Raw genomic sequence first — 18,146 nt, forward strand, 5'->3', positions numbered from 1 at the left:
AATCCACAATCGAACAGATTAATATCCACTATTATCTCTCTTCTTATAGATATTCCGACTAAAACCGCTACTTATGCTGTTAATAACCAATAGGTTATCATTTGTTGATATTTTTGATGATGACTGTAATTCAAACGTTAAACTACAATCAAATTGAGGGGGAATCTTTTGTTCAGAAGCAGACCAGGTAATAAGTAATACCGAAGTATCATCAACCAAATATTTATCAGTAAAACATACGTTAGGTTTATTGATGAAGCTTTGCTGCTGCGCCTCATTCAACTCCATCCAAAAGCCATCTGTAGCTAGAACTAAGACATCATCGGTTGAAGAGTCTAATTCAAATGTTTCAGGCTCAAATTTCCGTCTCAAATTTAAACTTTTAGTTAATATATGACGCTCAGGTGCTTGACTCATTGAGTTCTCAAAGTTATTGCCTGATGGGTTAGCCCCCGTATGAACAGGCGATAACCATTCAATACCTTTATTATTGATTAAGCCTAAGCGGCAATCACCTGCACTGAAGCCATAAACTTTATTGGAGCTATAATTACGATACAGTGACAAAAAGCTGGCGACACCGATTTTCAATTCTTTTTTAGTTGCGCTAAAAGCTTTTTGGATAATCTGATTACGTTTTACAGGATCTTCAAAATAACTCTCAAATCGAGGCTTAGCTTGTGTTACTTTTTCTGAAAAATGCTTAACACTATTTAGAAGTAAATTTTGGAGGCAATCATGGAAATTTTCACTAAACCTTTTAGCTAGGTTTGTTGTAGCGATAGATGAGGTTGATATATCAATCACGAATACCCAAGTGCCAAAATCAGAGTTTATAATCGAAAAGTAATCTTTGTTTTCTTCTCGTTCAGATCCTTGCTGAGTTCGGTGTATCAATTTTAGTGAGGAAGGATCAGTCATACGCAATACAGCCCTCAATGCGCTCAAAGATCAACTGCTCTCTGTCAGAGCTGTTTCTGGAAGTTCCTTGAACCGCATACTCAAAATTATCATCTTCCATTAAGCTCTTAAGCTGTTCACTAACATAATTTTTTAAATCTTCTGAGGCTGATGAGATATCATTAACTATTGACGATCTGCCATCAAAAATATTAAGCAGGTCTTCAATATCATGGCTTGAAAGAGCATCTCCCTTTCCTCTGCCTAAATAGGCTTCAAGCTTTGTGGCTACAAAATACTCTGGCGTTATTAATTTAATGGTCAGTGTATCATTAAGTACATAGTCTTCTGCGGTTGCTACCGCGTCTTTATACCATATATTGGTAAAACCAAGCGCATTCTCATCAACAGGCATAAAATCAACTTTCAGATTATCAAGTATCATACGACACATAATTTCTTCACCCATATCAATAGAAAACCCTTTCGTTTTAAGCTGTTCTTGTAAATCGGTCCAAGCTGCATACCCCATGATATCAACAATGAGGTCAACATCGTCAGTGTACCTTATTTGCTCTTTAGTAAACTCATCTGTGACCAACAACCCAGTTGTGCAACCACCAACAAATACCATTGATCTGATCAGGTCCTCTCCAAGTGCTGTAGCAACTTTTATTAACATCTCTTTTTGCAGATTAATTGTATTCATTTTGCTACCTTAAATATGTTATTGAGCATTTCTAATGCTAAATTTCGTTCTCGAGGATGACCTATTCTTATGGCATCAACTAATGCTAACATGGCGTATAACTGTGCATCTTGTTGTACTGCTATAAATATTTTTGGATGTAATGGTTCAACTAATAAGCCTTTCGTATTACCTCTTGGGTTTGACCATACTGGCTGAAGTTCTCCAGATGTCATTAGCTTACCTCTGAGAACAGGAGCTGCTATTGACGTAGCGATCCCTCGGCCAATCACTCCCTCTTTTGCAGGAAAAACGTATCGAATACCATAGGCAATAAATTCTAAAAAGGCTTTAATATTTGTTTTGGGTACTTTGAGTTTGCGGTCTACTTTGGCAAGTCCTACGTTGTACATGCGATTCAGACTAAGACTAATCTGAGATTTACTTATTCCTGTTAAGCTTTCTAAGTTTCTTAATGAAAACTGGCTTTCAATTTGATCCATTTCTGTAAAAGTAGGTGTTAACCCCTTATCATCCCAATCCGCCCAAGTATCATCAATTTGAATAATATCTGTATCAACATCTTTACCATCAAGATCTGCATGCATTGAAATTATTTTAAGTAACAATAAAACATCTTGACTTTTCATTTCATCTCCAACCTCTTGTCCCAAGTCCTAGGAATTAGGACGAGTATCCCTTTGAATATTTTAATAGTCAATAGTGAAAACAGATAAGTGTGTTTTGTTTATTGTAAATTTTCTAGTAATAATTTAATTAATATATTGTATTTAAATACTTATTTCTGGCGCAATGAATTAATGGTAGGACTAAAAGGGCTCTTAACTTTAGATCGTTATTCATTTAAAACTATCGCATAATAACTAAATTAACTTTTACCACTAACCACCATGTCTATTTTATTATGGCTTTGAGTACCAATCCCAAATTAACAGTATTCTGTGAATTAATGTCTAAACAGACTTATAATCACCTAAATTCACAATAAACTGTGTTTCATAAATCTAACGACATCAATCCAACAGCCCTTCTACCCACTCTAAAACTAGGCGTGTATCTCTAGTTGAAAAGCGCTGTTTATTTGGTATGTAGTAGCAAAACTCTGATTCAACTGCGTGGGTATCAAAGCTTTTAAGTAGCTCGGTATTTAGTAATCGTTGTACCAGTGTGGTTGAGCAAAAAACCAGTCCTGAGCCTGCCATGGCTTCTTGGATGCCAAATAGTTCTTGGTCAAAGGTTTTAATAATAAATAACGCAGGATCTAAGTTGTTTTGAGTAAGCCATTGTTTAAGTGGTGGCTCACTCAGTGCTTTGTTTTTCCATTTTGTGGTATAGAGCGTAACAGGGCCATTTTGCCATGGGGTATCTGCTGCTTTGTATGAGCCGAATACGTTAAATTGTTCGGTTTTAATAATGTCGTCGGCGTTTATATTGTGCCGTTCGCTAAAGCGAATAGGTAAGGTGTGGGATTGTTTATCAACGGCTTCACTGGTTGATATATCGACTTCAAGGTCTGGTTGGTTAACCGATAATTCCTGTAATGCGGGAATTAAGCGCAGTGCGGCCAGTGACGAGGTGGTGGTTATTTTAACGGTTGCCCCTGTAGCTTGCACAGTTGCCAATGCTTGGTCTATGCGGTTAAAGCCGTCGCTCGTTGCGGCACTTAAATATTCACCAGTCGGTGTGAGGGTGATTTTTCTGACTTGGCGGTAAAATAAATCCACATTTAATCGGCTTTCAAGATTATTAATATGGTGCGAAATTGCGGTTGGCGTCAGTGATAGCTCATTCGCTGCGGCTTTAAAGCTGCCTAAACGTGCCGCAGCTTCAAAGGCTTTAAGTGCTTGTAGTGAGACTTGCATAAAGTGATACCTGCGAAAAAGTGGAATAACTATAGGTGATTATAACTCATTTATAGGTGAGGTTAACTCGTTTGTGAAATAGCGCTTTAAGTTAGATGATTGCCCCATGTTCACTATGAGGATAAACACTATGACTACCCTATTACACATTGATGCAAGCGTAAGAGCTGCCAAAAACGATAACCCAGATCACGATTCAATTTCTAAAAATATTGCTAGGCGTTTTATTAATACCTTTAGAGAGCAACAAGATATAGGTGAGTATATTTATCGTGATATAGGTGTGAACCCACCCTCTTTTATTACCCAAGAGTGGATTGGCGCAGTATTTACACCAGAGCACAAAAAGTCAGCACAGCAAAAGCACATACTTTTAGAGTCAGACCAGTTTATTGCTGAAGTGAGTAAGGCTGATATTATTGTGATTTCGTCGCCTATGTACAACTATGGCATGCCAGCGCAACTAAAAGCGTGGTTTGATCAAGTTATTCGGATCAATAAAACCTTTGATTTTGATCTGGCCCGTGGTGACTTCCCGCTACAGCCTTTGCTGGGCGGAAAAACATTGATTGTGATCACATCAACCGGTGAATTTGGTTTTGAGCAAGGCGGTATTCGTGAGCACATGAGCCATTTAGTGCCGCATTTACGTAGTTTAAGCAAATATTTAGGTGTTACAACGATTCATGAGATAGCGTCAGAGTATCAGGAGTTTGCTGATGCTCGTCATCAACAATCGTTAAGCAATGCCTATGACCAAGCAACTGAGCTTGCACAACAACTTTCCAATATGGCTGCTGAGTAATTGTAATATGCATAAACCTTTGAACAATTTAACAGACTAAATAATACACGCTTTACTGTGGTATTTTTAGCCAAACCGTAATAGGGGTTTACAGTTTATATTGTTTTACAAATTCAGATTTAAGGTTTCTGATATAAAAAAGCGCGAGGGTTAATACCCTCGCGCTCTTGGTTTTTGTGCTTTAATTAATAATCGATGTTTTGATTAAATATCAAAGCGGTCTGCGTTCATTACTTTTACCCATGCATTAACGAAGTCTTTTACAAAACGTTGTTTGTTATCGTCTTGAGCATAAAACTCCGCAAGCGCTCGTAGGATGGAGTTTGAGCCAAACACTAAATCAACACGAGTGGCGGTCCACTTTGTATTGCCAGAGCTGCGCTCAACAATGTTATAGGTGCTTTTGCTGGCAGGTTCCCAGCGATTATTCATATCGGTTAAGTTTACAAAAAAGTCATTGCTCAATGTGCCCACGTTATCAGTGAACACACCATGGTGACTGCCACCGTGGTTAGTGCCCAATACACGCATACCGCCAATTAATACCGTGACTTCTGGTGCGGTTAAACCCATGAGTTGGCTGCGCTCTAACAGCAACTCTTCAGCTGATACGGTGTAGTCTTTTTTTTGCCAGTTTCTAAAACCATCGTGAATTGGCTCAAGCACATCGAATGACTCTGCATCGGTCATTTCGTCAGTTGCATCACCACGTCCTGGCGAAAACGGTACGGTTACATTTACCCCAGCTGCTTTTGCAGCTTGTTCCACCGCGGCTGTACCACCGAGCACAATTAAGTCCGCTAAACTAACTGGCTTGCTTAAACCCGCTTGAACTTGTTCAAGCGCAGCTAATACTTTTGCCAAGCGTTCAGGCTCGTTACCTAGCCACTCTTTTTGTGGGCTTAAGCGAATGCGTGCGCCATTGGCTCCGCCGCGATGATCAGAGCCTCGATAAGTACGTGCGCTATCCCATGCGGTGCTGATCAAGTCACTGGCACTGATGCCACTATTTAACAGCTTAACTTTTAGATCGCTGATTTCAGTATCACATAAGGTGTAATCGACACTTGGGATTGGGTCTTGCCAGATCAGATCTTCGCTTGGCACATCAGCACCAAGGTAGCGTGATTTTGGGCCTAAGTCGCGATGGGTAAGCTTAAACCAAGCACGTGCAAATACATCGCTAAAATACTCAAAATCATCATTAAAGCGTTCGATAATTTTACGATACGCAGGGTCCATCTTCATTGCCATATCGGCGTCGGTCATGATTGGGTTCAAACGAATTGACGGGTCTTCAACATCAACAGGTCTATCTTCTTCTTTAATGTTTACAGGTTCCCACTGGTTTGCGCCCGCAGGACTTTTGGTAAGCTCCCACTCGTAATTTAGAAGTAAGTAACAGTAGCCATTATCCCACTTAGTTGGGTGTGTGGTCCACGCGCCTTCGATGCCTGAAGTCATGGTATCGCGGCCTATGCCACGTGTTTTATGGTTATTCCAACCAAGTCCTTGCTCAAAGACGTCGGCTGCTTCTGGTTCTGGGCCAAGGTTTTCTTCGCTGCCATTACCATGCGTTTTACCTACCGTATGACCACCTACAGTAAGTGCTGCGGTTTCTTCATCATCCATTGCCATTCGAGCAAAGGTTTCGCGCACTTGCTCAGCGGTTTTAAGTGGATTAGGCTCTCCATTGACCCCTTCCGGGTTAACGTAAATTAAGCCCATTTGGACGGCCGCTAATGGATTATCCATGGTGCTAGGTTTTTCGACATTGTCGTAACGTTCATCACTTGGTGCAAGCCACTCTTTTTCAGCGCCCCAATATACGTCTTTTTCTGGGTGCCAGATATCTGCACGGCCACCGGCAAAGCCAAAAGTTTTTAAACCCATTGATTCATATGCCATATTACCGGCTAGAATGATTAAATCAGCCCACGATAATTTGTTGCCGTATTTTTTCTTTATAGGCCAAAGTAAACGGCGGGCTTTATCAAGGTTGGCGTTATCAGGCCAAGAGTTTAAAGGCGCAAAGCGTTGGTTAGCTGTGCCACCACCGCCACGGCCATCAGCTAAACGGTATGAACCAGCTGAGTGCCATGCCATACGGATCATCAAACCACCGTAATGCCCCCAATCGGCAGGCCACCAATCTTGGCTTTGTGTCATTAGGTTTTTTAAATCGGTTTTAACGGCTTCAAGATCTAAATTTTTGAATTCTTGGGCGTAATTAAATTCATTTCCATAGGGATTTGTTTTAGTGTCGTGTTGATGGAGAATGTCTAAATTTAATGTATTGGGCCACCAATCAGTATTGGAATTAGACGTTTGTGTGTTGCTACCGTGCATGACGGGGCATTTCCCAGCACCTGAATTGCTCATTTCTAGCTCCTTTATTGATAAATAAAACTCAAACTATTACTTGCTACAGTTACAGCTTAGTTGATTGCAACATACTTGCTTAAATCAATGATAGGGTATTAACGATTAAAAAACAGATCCCGATCAGTGCTTTAAAACGATTGCAACCATCGATTATTTAGATTCCACTCGTAGAAAACCTATTAGGTTGTAGTACATATACCTAAGTTACCAAAAAATATTGGATTTAACGCTTCATAGAAGCTTAATATCAATATGTTCCTTTATAACAATGCCAATCTCTTTGAATGTCAAAATTAGCGTCTATCGTAAGGGGTTAAGTTTAACCCCTATTCTACTTTGCAGAAATCAGAGCCAAACTGTAAAGGGGGATTACATTTTGTTTGTGTCATAAGTGATCAACATAATTGTGGTATGAATTTAGTTGACCCTTAAATATCAGTTTTAATACTGGGTGTGGTTAAGGCATAAGTCGATTGAAAATTTTTTGTTGCTAGGGCGTGCTGACCTTTCGTAATTGATTTTGCAGCAGTATAAATACCAAACATGTGCTGCCTAAAAGGTTCTTCCTAGAGGCGATTAACTCTTTGCTCGATTCTTACTTAGCCCACTCGGTTACAAACCTCGCGCCGCGATTAAATCGCCCCTAGATTGAATAAATTTCAATCCACAAAGGTCAACGCGCCCTAGGTTGAAATTATTAATTTTAAATATGCTAATTCAATCATTTCATCCTATTATTAAATAAAATAATTATTGGTTTACGCCTTAGCATGAATTCTAAAACAGTCGTTAATATGTTAACTCATCAGTATGCTATCAATGATCCGTTACACCAACTATTTGATGCTGTGAATGTTATTTCTGTTCAGGGGTATGATCAAGAACGACGAGTTATTTACTGGAACCAAGGTAGTGAACTTCTTTATGGTTATACCGAAGAGGAGGCTAAAGGGAAAAAACTTGAAGATTTGATTATACCTGAGCCTATGCGTGAGGGAGTGATTGCGGCGCACAGTGACTGGGTAAAACATGGTATAGAAATTCCAGCGTCAGAGGCTATATTACGTGATAAAAGTGGGAAGGATATCATCGTTTTCTCCAGCCATGTAATGTTCACTAATCAGCATAATATTAAACAAATGTATTGCATTGATATTGACTTAAGCGATGTTAAGCAGGCTCAAGCTCAGGCAATATTTAAAGACCATATGCTTGAAACAATATTTGGTGCTATACCCGATTTATTCTTTTTGATGGAAGAATGCGGAACTATTATTGATTATCACGCCAGTGATGACGAACATCTTTATGCATCACCTGAGCAGTTTATCGGTAATAATATGGCTGATGTGTTACCTGAGGAAGTTGCGAGTAAGTTTCAATCCCATATTGCAAAAGCATTGCAACAAAAAACAATGGTAAGTTTTGAGTATGCGCTGACTATGCCCCACGGTGTTGTTTATTTTGAAGCGAGAATTGGTCTATTATCCGAATATCATCAAGTAATGCTGATTATTCGTGATATTACAGAGCAATACAAATCTGCTGAGGTTATTCGACATCAGGCCTATTTTGATAGTTTAACTTCATTACCAAATCGCTTTTTAGCGCTCGATCGTTTATCTCAAATACTTATTGAAGCGCAAAGAAGTAACGAAAAGGCCGCGGTGTTTTTTTTGGATTTAGATGATTTTAAAAAAGTGAACGACTCATTAGGGCATGAGGTTGGTGACAAGCTTTTAATCGAATCGGCTAAGCGCTTACAGCAAGTTTTACGAAAGGAAGATACTGTAGGTCGCCTTGGCGGTGATGAATTTATTGTATTGCTGCGTGGTTTAACTGAACATCATAATGCACTTGTCATTGCTGAAAACTTACTTAAAACCTTTAGAAAACCTTTTGAAGTGGATGGCAGAGAGCTCGTTCTTACTTTGAGCATTGGCATTGCTATATACCCTAAAAATGGGAATTGCGCGTCTGATTTATTACGCTGTGCCGATACTGCCATGTACCAAGCTAAAGCGCTTGGGCGAAACACCTATTCATTTTTTACGAAAGAAATGAATATTATTATGCAGCGGCGGTTTGAAATTGAAGGGCAAATGCGCGGTGCATTAGAGCGAAATGAATTTGAATTATACTACCAACCTCAAGTTGATGTAAAAAAGGGGCATATCATTGGCGCTGAGGCACTGCTTCGCTGGAACAACCCTGTTTTAGGTAACGTAACACCTGAAGAGTTTATTCCTATTGCTGAGAATTCGGGTCTTATTGTACCAATCGGACGCTTTGTTATTAAACAGGCGCTTTGGTTTTTACATCTGTGGCAAAATACTGAACAAAAAAAGTACACTATGGCTGTTAATTTATCGCCTCGTCAATTTCGCGATACTGAGTTACTTAATTTTATAAAAAATATACTCAAAGATAAACAGATTGATACCGATAGTTTAGAGCTTGAAATAACGGAAGGAGTGCTGATGACGGGGCAATCTTTTATTCACGACGCGATAGTTGAAATTAATGCGTTAGGAATAAAATTATCAATGGATGATTTTGGTACAGGTTATTCGTCGTTAAGCTATTTAAGGCAATACCCATTTGACGTACTAAAAATTGATCGCAGCTTTATTAATTGCATAACTGAAAATAAGCCTGACTGTGACTTAGTTAAAGCAACTATTGCGATGTCGCACAGTTTAGGGCTTAAAGTTGTTGCTGAAGGTGTTGAAACTAAAGAGCAGCTTTTACTGTTGAATGATTTAAATTGTGATTTTGTGCAAGGTTATTATTTTAGTAAACCACTGCCTGCAAAGCAGTTGCTGGAATTATCCGCAGCACATAAATAATCAGCCTATTGTTAAAAGCTAATTGTTAAAATTGATAAGTGGTATAAATTAGTTTAAACAAAACGTAACAAGTAACGTTGTTACGTTTATAATTTAAGCTGCAGCTTCGTTATTCAGCAAGGGCAATCGCGGCCATTTTCATTGCGCTGCTAAACGATTTTGCACCGGCAATAAATAACCCATTGTGACAAAACATAGCGTCATCGAGGCCCGTTGCATCTTGAAACTCTTTGTCTGATAAACCTGCCCACGCTTTTGGCAACGGTTTTCTGTCTTCAAACGAACCAAGCTCAGCAGGCACTGTTTGAATTATCCATTGCCCAGAATGCGAAGGGTAAACCATATATAAAGCGTCGTCAGATAATGCATGGACTGTTTTTTTCCATGGCGTGTATTTCTCTAATACGATTACTCTAGGATCTTCTGCATTTTTGACTGCTTGAGCAACAATGGCTTTGGCGTTAATGCCGCCGCTTGCTGCTGCAATGAATCGCGTTAAAATACGAGATGCAAACTCAACAGCTTCATTAAAACAGCTATCAAAGTCGCTTTCTTCTTGCCACGTAGGATTAAACATGGAGATGGTTTGGCTTAGGCTAATCCCTTTTGATACACCTTCAACGTGACCACAATCAATGGCATCGATTGTTGACACTAGACTAGAATCAACAGAATTTGCAACGTCTTGATCGCCATTGCACAGTGTTAAGCCATATTTTTGCCAAATTAAACCAAATGAAGAATAAGGAATGCCGTTCTCACGTTCGCCTGCCCCACCACGTTGGTGATGATCAAAGCGGCCAGTATCAGGGTTATGTTCACCCCCTACATCAATCACAATATCAGCCTTATTTATAAGCTCTAAATCGCGGGTACGTATGAGTTTAAAAGAAGGGTAAATGCTTTTGAGTGCGGCAATGCTGAAAACATCATCTGCATGAAAATTACCGTTGTGAGTTGCTATCGTTATTTCATTCATTTGTATTGTGTCATTTTTGAAAGGGAGAAGAAGGTGTCGTTATTTACACTTAACTATTTTTGGCTACGTAGGTAGAGCCAGTGGGCACTTAAGTAAAACCACCGTGAGGATACTATATCAGGGCAGTTAACAAAACCGTTTACTGTATTTGAGCTGGGCAATTCGCGATTTTATTAGACTAAAGGCGTATACCTAAGATATTACACGTTTTTAGCTTGTAAAATAATCACTTACACTTAAGTGTTAATTCATTTGTTTAATAATAGTAAATTGATTTAAAACAATATTTTTAAATTTTATTTAGATTTTAAAACCTCAAATTAAATGTTTTCAATAACAAAAAGCTCACCATGCAAGACCTTTTGCCTAATCGCAATTATCTGCTGCCTGATTTACTCTGCAACCTCAATATTTATTTGCTTTAAACAAAGCTGTATTTTTATTTTGAGTAAGCAACTATGTTGCAGGAGAAGCCATGAACACAACGCCACACAATGAGGCTCAAGCGAAAAAGAGACCGGGTGAAAAAGCAGTTTCCGATAGCTATGAAAATCTTCACAAACCTAGTTCTGAATTTGAAAGCCGAGATGAATACCTCGAACATGAACTGCAAATTATGCAGCCAAAACGCTGGCGTCCTAATGTACCTTTTAGGGATTACCGCTTCGAATTTGAAGACACTATTCCAGCAATGGCAGGCACAATAGGTAAAGTTGTTATGGTTGGTGCCATTGCAGCTACGTTTGCTGGTCAACTCGGGTTAAGTGACGCATTTATTTTAGAAAACGTACGCTATGAGCTACTGATTGTTTCTTTCTTTATTATTTTGTTTTCCGGTTTTATTTTACCTACAGCCAATTTAGCGGGAACACACGGGCCGCTAATTCCATTAATTCCAATCGTCGTTGCGGCGGGAGGACACCCAATGGCATTTGGCTTACTCATTGGTGCGTTTGGGTTGATCCTTGCTTTTAGTAAAGGAGGGAGCTTACTTGCTCGACTCACCAGTAAAGGCGTATGTGGCGGGTTATTACTTTATTTAGGTTTTATTGGCACTATTTCACAAGTAAAAAAATTGTTTGCTTGGGCGGAAGAAATTCAAATGACCCATATTGCTTTCATCGTTATTTTGGCAACTATTTTACTGTATGCGTTGTTAGAGCACTTTAAAAAGCGCTGGTTAGCAGTCCCGCTTAGTTGCCTACTAGGTGGGTTAACGGCATTTGCATTAGGCGCACCGTTTGAATTTAAAACAACACCGGGCTTACCTAACATGAACCCTATGTATTGGTGGGGTGAAAATACTGGTTGGATGCTGGGTTTACCTACACTTGAAAGCTTTATAGTGGTATTGCCATTTGCAATTCTTGCTGTTGCTATGTGGTCTCCTGATTTTTTAGGGCATCAAGTGTTTCAAAAAATTAGCTATCCGCAACGTACTGAAAAAGTTCAAATGAACATTGACGATACCATGCTTAGCGCCTCGGTAAGGCAAACATTTGGCTCACTTTTAGGGGGCTCTAATTTTACCTCGTCGTGGGGCACATACATTGTCCCTGCGGCTATTGCAAAGCGCCCAATACCAGCGGGGGCTATTTTAACCGCTCTGTTTTGTATTGTTGCAGGGTTATGGGGTTATCCAATGGATCTTGCTATTTGGCAACCGGTACTGTGTATTGCACTCATAGTGGGGGTTTTTATACCATTACTTGAAGCGGGCATGGAAATGACCCGTGTTGGCAAAACAACGCAATCAGCCGCTATCGTGGTATTTGCATCAACCTTGGTCAACCCTGCGTTTGGTTGGTCATTGACCATGCTACTGGATAACTTAGGTTTGATAGGCTGTAAGGAAAGAAGCTCTGAATTAACGCCTATGAGTCGTTGGATCATCCCATTAATTATGTTTGTAGTATTAACGGGTGTAATGGCATTGGTTGGCTTATTACCGGGGATCCCTGCTTTAATGCCTAGTTTTAGGCAGTAGCGTTACTTGGTTAAATTTACAGCGGTAAGTGCATGAATGTGCGCTTACCGCTTTTTTATTCGTAGTTATGATAATTCCCTTTTTATAATCCCACCTGTAAATTCATTTTAAAAACCTAAGTTTAGGGTTATTCATGTGCATACAGCAGCCTACTAAGCAGCCATAGTGTGAGTTATTTCATAGCAAATTTAGGAAATTTCTTACTGTTTATTTTTTAATCTTCATCTATTTTTTATTTTGTAACCCCGCCCTAGCTATTGAGCTGTTAGTTAGGTTTTACTTGGCAACGGAGACTGCCCATGAAAACAGCTACACTAATCTTAAGCTCGCTAATTATCGCTGGTTGTAATTTGACCACTAACACACCTGCAACGTTGGCTGAAACGCAAACATCCTATAGTTATATTCCTTTTGACCCTCTCCCTGTGCAAACGTTACTAGGGGCAAGTTGCTCACCTAGCGAAGAAGAAAAATTATTTAAATCAATTAGGCAACCTGTATTACGTGATTTAAGGCATGCATTTCCTGATCAAACCGTACGCCTCGCTGTAGCAGAATTTACAGCTAATGGTGGGCTGAGCTTTGGCCCATCAACAGTTGGGTTTGAGGGTAAGTCATACCAAGTTATTATAGATTATGCGAATACTGATACAGTAAAAGGCAGTTTTTTAGTTAAGCGTGAAATATCAGGTCAAATCCCTGAAATTAAATGGTGGGGTGGTAAATACACCCTGCCAAAATATGAAACATATAAGCAGGTAAAATTATTTGAAGATATTCCTATGCGGGTTATTTCAAAATACAGTGTAGAGCCAAACCCAACAGTTAGCCTCTTTAATAAACCGCCGATTCAGTTTGTGGAAAATAAATCATCTGAGCTAAATCAAAAAGTCGTAAAACAGCGGATTGATCAAGCTGAAAAACTATTAATGAAAGGCTATGAAGTCGTTAACCTACCCGTTTATGTAGGTGTAGGGCTAAGGTTAACAGCCACTATTAATGTATTAAATGGAAAAGTTAATTTATCTGGATTGCCGGCAATAGCGGCTGAGGCACAAAGTGGCAACTTAACGGGTACTTTAGTGGTGCAAACGCTCGGGGCTACAGGAGAGCTAGTTTCGGCTAATTTACCGTTGCCAAGTGAATTAAATAGAACAACAGTGCAAAACTCCATTTTGTCTCTTGGTTCAATAAAAGCGTTGCTCTATGATGATAAAATGCATATTACACCAAGGGTCATAGGTATATATAACCCCATTGGCGGCGGTCAAAGCTTTGTTAATGGCATTATTTCGGCGCTCGCATCGGAGCGATTAACGTGGTATCGCCCATGCGATTATATCTACGATGATAAAAGTTAGTGTTGGTATATGGCTATCAAAATTACTTGAGACACGACGTTGCTGCGTTTTTGGTTTAATATTTTTAGCGGTAACTGAGTTACATCATGATGGTATTTTGGCTAAACACAATTAGCTGTTTAAATAGCCTTTTTGTACATTTTTAAGGTAAAATTAGCTGCCTAAAAATAACAGCGAATGGATGCCATTTTTCATGTATAAACTCTTTTACTACCCGCTGAACGCCAGTATGGCCCCTCACTTTGTACTTGAAGAACTCAACGCCGATTTTGAACTCGTGCTGGTTGATCGAAAAACCAATGCGCACAAAGCAAAAAACTATTTAGCCTTAAACCCTGCTGGGCGAATACCTACTTTAGTTGATGATGAAAGCGTGCTATTTGAAAGCGCTGCAATCTGTATTCATTTAGCTGAATCAAATCCAAAGAATAAATTAATCCCTCAAGTTGGTGAACCAGAACGCGCGCTATTTTTACAATGGATCATGTATCTAACAAACACCCTGCAAGCTGAACTTATGGTGCATTTTTATCCGCAAAACCATACTAATAACGTTGATGCAATTGCAAATATTACTGCTACTCAAGAAAGCCGAATAACGGCCATGCTTGGGCTCTTGGATACAGAGCTGGCAGATAAAAAATTTTTGGTTGGCGAGCAACTTACAGTGTGTGACTTTTATTTATTTATGCTCGCCATATGGGCGGATGAATTTAAACAGCCACCGCTTGCTTTTAAGCACCTTGGCCTTTATTTACGCCGCTTAGCTAAACGAGATGCAATAATTAAGGTCTGTAAAAAAGAAGGCTTAAGCCTTGCTGATTATGTTTAACCTGAATTTGGATAATAAATTAATATGCTGCTAAACCTCTTAGCCAATATTTAGGTTATTTAAAAACAAAAGGATGTTTGATGAAAATTTATGGTAGAACAACCTCTTTTAATGTGCAAAAAGTTTTATGGTTTCTTGATGAGCTTGCTTTGGATTATGAACACATTGAAGTGGGCGGGCGTTTTGGGGGTCTTGATAGCGCTGAGTTTGTAGTATTAAATCCAATGCAAAAAGTCCCGGTGTTAATTGATGGCGGTAATATCATTTGGGAGTCGCACACTATACTGCGCTACTTAGCAGCTAGTTATGGGGCTGATGATTGGTATTCTCTCTCCCCTTTTGAGCGCTCTTTGTATGAGCGCTGGTTGGACTGGTCACAAGTGACGTTTCAGCCAGCTTTTATGGGCACTTTTTGGGGGTATTATCGCACCCCTGCGAGTAAACGTTGTATGGATAAAGTAAATCAAGATTTACTGGCGTGTAATAACTGTTTAGCACTTGTTGAGCAACAGCTTAGACAATCTACTTATTTGGCAGGACCAAAAATTACTCTTGCTGATATTTGTGTTGGCGCGATAATTTACCGTTTAATATCACAGGGATTAACGTTCACTTTACCGCCACATGTTGAAAAATGGCACATGCATTTAAAAACCAGAGCAGGTTATAAAAAATGGGTCATGAGCGATTTTAGTGAGCTAAAAGGGCGCGAAGATTATTAGCGCCCGTTTGAATTACATTATAAACCTGTTGATTTTGCTAATTTAATTTCATTAATGGTCAGTGGTATATTTTCAGGTGCAGGAGCCTTTGTTTCACCGTTGTCATTTAATGTGTAAGTTTGCTGGGTTGCGGTATAACTTAAGGTCTCGAGATTTATGTTGGCTGTTAAAGCATCGTAATCACAGCAAGAATGAAATGACTTACCAGTAAATGCTAGACGCCCGTCTTCAATGCTATAGTTTATTTGATCAGTTGTGGTATGGGTTGGAAGTTGAAAAACAGTCAGCTTGAGCTTATTCACAATTGCTAAATAAGAAGTATAGTAGCTTCGACTCCCAGATATATGGGTTGTTATTAAGTAGGCGTTAGTATCAGGGTGTTTGATTTTAAATAATTTGGTATCAATCTCTGAGATACCACTGCCCGCTAATGGTCCAAAGCTCGCGTGTCCAAATTTGTTACTTTGATAATTTAGGAAGTAACTGCCAGGTAAGTGTGGGTAATGCCATCCTGACATCGAGAATACAGCGCTTTCATTACTTTTAATTGAGTAGTGTATATCAGCTTTGTATTGTTGCTTTATCAGTGCTGACTTATGTATATATGCATTTTGGTTATCAAAGTAAACTTTAGCCCAATCAGAATCTAATGAAAACTCAGCCTGCACAGTCGTTCCACCTGCTAACAAACCCAGTTTATTGCTACTTCTGTTTGGGGATGTTCTTACATTTACGTTCTGCTGCACAATGGCTGGTAAATAACCTGATGCGGACTGTATTTCAGTTAAACCATCAAGATTGTACATTTGGTTACTGTGAGCGTTAAAAGAGTGGAGCAATATATAAGTAAAAGTCAGTAGCGTAATTTTTGTCATAGTATGTTGTGGGTATTGCTTAAATGGGGAGGTAGTTTACCCATTTACTCCCGCCAGATCAGCCAATTAAGCTATCTGGAGGGAGGTTTATATTCGTTTAATTAAAGCCATGCTGATTTATTGGTACTAGTCGCTATTTTTAGCAAAGCGACAGCCTAAAATGCGTTCTATTTTTTGTTTCAGGTGTAAGGCATTTTTCATTGTTTTGAAATCTCCGCCTAGGTTAATCGTTTTGTTTGAGTGTGTTATCAAGTGCAGTGAAAACTTCTCACTGGATTGTTTGCCGCTGGTTTGGACTTTTGATGATACAAAAGCGTCAATATCTTTTATCTCAGACGCTGTAAATGATAATGCCTGTACATGCTTAGAGAAGAAGTAAACATCCAGTTGCAAGCTATTTCTGCTGACTTTAATTTTGCAGTTTCGCCCGTAGCCCCAAATGCCTAAAGCTAAAAATAGGCAGCTCATCGCGGAGAATACAATACCAAAAAAAGAGCCATTTAAAGTTGCAATTAACACCCCAACAATAAAAAATATCGCCCCTAGGGCTATAATAAACAGGCACTCTTTAGCGCCTGGCGTTTGCAGGGTCAGTGCTTGTGTCGTGGTATCTTCATCAATCGTTAAGCGCGCATGCATTGCTGATTGTTCGGTTGGCGTTAATGGCTGATTTTTTAATTCTTGCTCCACCGATACACTTTGCGCTGTCACAAATACGGGGATGATATATTCACGGTCAAAACTATGTCCATCAATCTCGCCTTGAATAACCAATGCCCACTCATGGTAGCGCTTACTTGGCATGCTTGATTGAGGCTGTCCTGGGGGTACATCAAAACTAAAATCAAGACCTGCGCCTTTAGCGCTTGTTCTAGGTGTAAGGTCTTTTTCTACTGAAAAAACGATACAGCGACTCGATTTGCTTTCAGTGCCACTGCGTTTGGTTAAATGTTCGGTGCATTTTAATGTTGCTGTAAACGTCGTGGCTGTACTTGTTTGACCGGGAATAGTTAAGCTGCCTTTCACTTTGCCGCCAATCACACCTGGGTAAGGATTAATGGTCAATGGCACTTCTTTAAAATGTAACCATTGTTTTTGAATTTTTCTTGCCCGAATAATTAACCACAAAGGTAAAACTAAGAACAATGCAGCAAGCACCGTAGTGAATGTATTGCCGCCATATAAGCCTACAGAAAATGCCCCGCTAAATAAGCAGCCTAAAAGCGCAAAGTACCAAGCATATTTAACACTTTTTTTAGCACCAGAATAAATAACGGGTGACGCCCATTGTGTTCGGGTCGTCCATGGTTTTTTTTCATCGACGTTTGTTAGCGGCTGTGCTGATTGAGAGCCGGTATAAATAAAAACACCTATGCCTACAGCCATAAATATACCGCTAAAAAGTGACATAAGCAGCAGGAACTTAACACTTAAAGAGCGATCATATACGGATTCACTAACGTCATTTGGGTTATACCAAATCATTAACCCGCCAGATGAGTTTTGCTCAGTTCGGGCTTGACCAAGGAGTGAATATGCGCGGCTACTGTCACTGTTACTCTGGTTGTTAACCTGAGGCCGATAACCAATGTACTCTTGTCCATCGACTTGATATTTATATTGCATATCAAGCTTATACAATGTGGTGTAATGGCCTTCATTATCACGTGATTCAAAGCTGGACACATCAGCACTGATTAATTGTGCTTGTGCCACATGCCAAAATTGCATTTTAGCTGCGTCAATTACAGGCGATAACACCGTAAAATAAAAAACAGCAAACCCAGCTAAAAAAAACACACCACCAAATAACGCACCACTTCTTTTCATAAATGTCCTTATTATTTTTAATACGTATTTGCTCGTAAAATACGACCTAG

14 protein-coding genes are annotated in these 18,146 nt (G+C 39.5%); 6 read left to right on the forward strand and 8 right to left on the reverse strand.

The window, feature by feature from the left end; all coding sequences use genetic code 11:
- Nucleotides 1–18: 18 nt before the first annotated feature.
- The 4 genes from HJP15_RS01355 to HJP15_RS01370 form a co-directional block, all read right to left on the reverse strand.
- Nucleotides 19–921, reverse strand: a complete 903-nt coding sequence (locus HJP15_RS01355; RefSeq protein WP_170172882.1) for a hypothetical protein — start codon at nt 919–921, stop codon at nt 19–21.
- The gene (locus HJP15_RS01360; protein WP_170172883.1) at nt 914–1,609 is read right to left on the reverse strand and encodes a hypothetical protein; all 696 of its coding nucleotides are present in this window, start codon (nt 1,607–1,609) and stop codon (nt 914–916) included. The genes HJP15_RS01355 and HJP15_RS01360 overlap by 8 nt, the downstream gene beginning before the upstream one ends.
- Nucleotides 1,606–2,238 (reverse strand): hypothetical protein, encoded by a 633-nt coding sequence (locus tag HJP15_RS01365; RefSeq protein WP_054452601.1) that lies wholly within the window; start codon nt 2,236–2,238, stop codon nt 1,606–1,608. The genes HJP15_RS01360 and HJP15_RS01365 overlap by 4 nt, the downstream gene beginning before the upstream one ends.
- A 384-nt stretch (nt 2,239–2,622) precedes the next feature.
- On the reverse strand, nt 2,623–3,471 hold the full coding sequence (locus HJP15_RS01370; protein WP_170172884.1) for a LysR family transcriptional regulator: 849 nt from the start codon (nt 3,469–3,471) through the stop codon (nt 2,623–2,625).
- 130 nt (nt 3,472–3,601) lie between these two features.
- Between HJP15_RS01370 and HJP15_RS01375 the strand changes: the two genes are divergently transcribed.
- Entirely contained in the window at nt 3,602–4,276 is a 675-nt protein-coding gene (locus tag HJP15_RS01375) for an FMN-dependent NADH-azoreductase (RefSeq protein WP_170172885.1), read from the forward strand.
- Between the two features lie 204 nt (nt 4,277–4,480).
- On the opposite strand, the gene katG is transcribed toward HJP15_RS01375, so the two are convergent.
- Nucleotides 4,481–6,658 carry a catalase/peroxidase HPI gene (gene katG / locus HJP15_RS01380; protein WP_170172886.1) on the reverse strand — a complete coding sequence of 726 codons (2,178 nt, stop codon included), beginning with the start codon at nt 6,656–6,658 and terminating at the stop codon, nt 4,481–4,483.
- Nucleotides 6,659–7,431: 773 nt separating this feature from the next.
- Between katG and HJP15_RS01385 the strand changes: the two genes are divergently transcribed.
- Complete coding sequence (locus HJP15_RS01385; protein WP_054452585.1) at nt 7,432–9,510, forward strand: sensor domain-containing protein; 2,079 nt, start codon at nt 7,432–7,434, stop codon at nt 9,508–9,510.
- 109 nt (nt 9,511–9,619) lie between these two features.
- Here the strand turns inward: HJP15_RS01385 and HJP15_RS01390 are convergent, their stop codons facing one another.
- Nucleotides 9,620–10,489 carry an MYG1 family protein gene (locus tag HJP15_RS01390; protein WP_054203926.1) on the reverse strand — a complete coding sequence of 290 codons (870 nt, stop codon included), beginning with the start codon at nt 10,487–10,489 and terminating at the stop codon, nt 9,620–9,622.
- 475 nt (nt 10,490–10,964) lie between these two features.
- Between HJP15_RS01390 and HJP15_RS01395 the strand changes: the two genes are divergently transcribed.
- The 4 genes from HJP15_RS01395 to HJP15_RS01410 all read left to right on the forward strand — a co-directional run bounded on the left by HJP15_RS01395 (nt 10,965) and on the right by HJP15_RS01410 (nt 15,391).
- Nucleotides 10,965–12,476, forward strand: a complete 1,512-nt coding sequence (locus HJP15_RS01395) for a DUF3360 family protein (protein WP_170172887.1) — start codon at nt 10,965–10,967, stop codon at nt 12,474–12,476.
- Between the two features lie 299 nt (nt 12,477–12,775).
- Complete coding sequence (locus HJP15_RS01400; RefSeq protein WP_170172888.1) at nt 12,776–13,837, forward strand: hypothetical protein; 1,062 nt, start codon at nt 12,776–12,778, stop codon at nt 13,835–13,837.
- A gap of 193 nt (nt 13,838–14,030) precedes the next feature.
- Nucleotides 14,031–14,669 (forward strand): glutathione S-transferase family protein, encoded by a 639-nt coding sequence (locus tag HJP15_RS01405; protein ID WP_054203929.1) that lies wholly within the window; start codon nt 14,031–14,033, stop codon nt 14,667–14,669.
- An 80-nt stretch (nt 14,670–14,749) separates the two neighbouring features.
- On the forward strand, nt 14,750–15,391 hold the full coding sequence (locus tag HJP15_RS01410) for a glutathione S-transferase family protein (protein ID WP_170172889.1): 642 nt from the start codon (nt 14,750–14,752) through the stop codon (nt 15,389–15,391).
- A 17-nt stretch (nt 15,392–15,408) separates the two neighbouring features.
- On the opposite strand, the gene HJP15_RS01415 is transcribed toward HJP15_RS01410, so the two are convergent.
- Together HJP15_RS01415 and HJP15_RS01420 are read right to left on the reverse strand one after the other, a co-directional pair.
- A complete protein-coding gene (locus HJP15_RS01415; RefSeq protein WP_170172890.1) occupies nt 15,409–16,197 on the reverse strand; it encodes an SH3 domain-containing protein in 789 nt (262 codons plus the stop codon).
- Between the two features lie 195 nt (nt 16,198–16,392).
- A complete protein-coding gene (locus tag HJP15_RS01420) occupies nt 16,393–18,096 on the reverse strand; it encodes a DUF3592 domain-containing protein (protein WP_170172891.1) in 1,704 nt (567 codons plus the stop codon).
- Nucleotides 18,097–18,146 lie beyond the last annotated feature (50 nt).

Source organism: Pseudoalteromonas sp. NEC-BIFX-2020_002 (genome assembly GCF_013002825.1).
Taxonomy (GTDB): domain Bacteria; phylum Pseudomonadota; class Gammaproteobacteria; order Enterobacterales; family Alteromonadaceae; genus Pseudoalteromonas; species Pseudoalteromonas neustonica.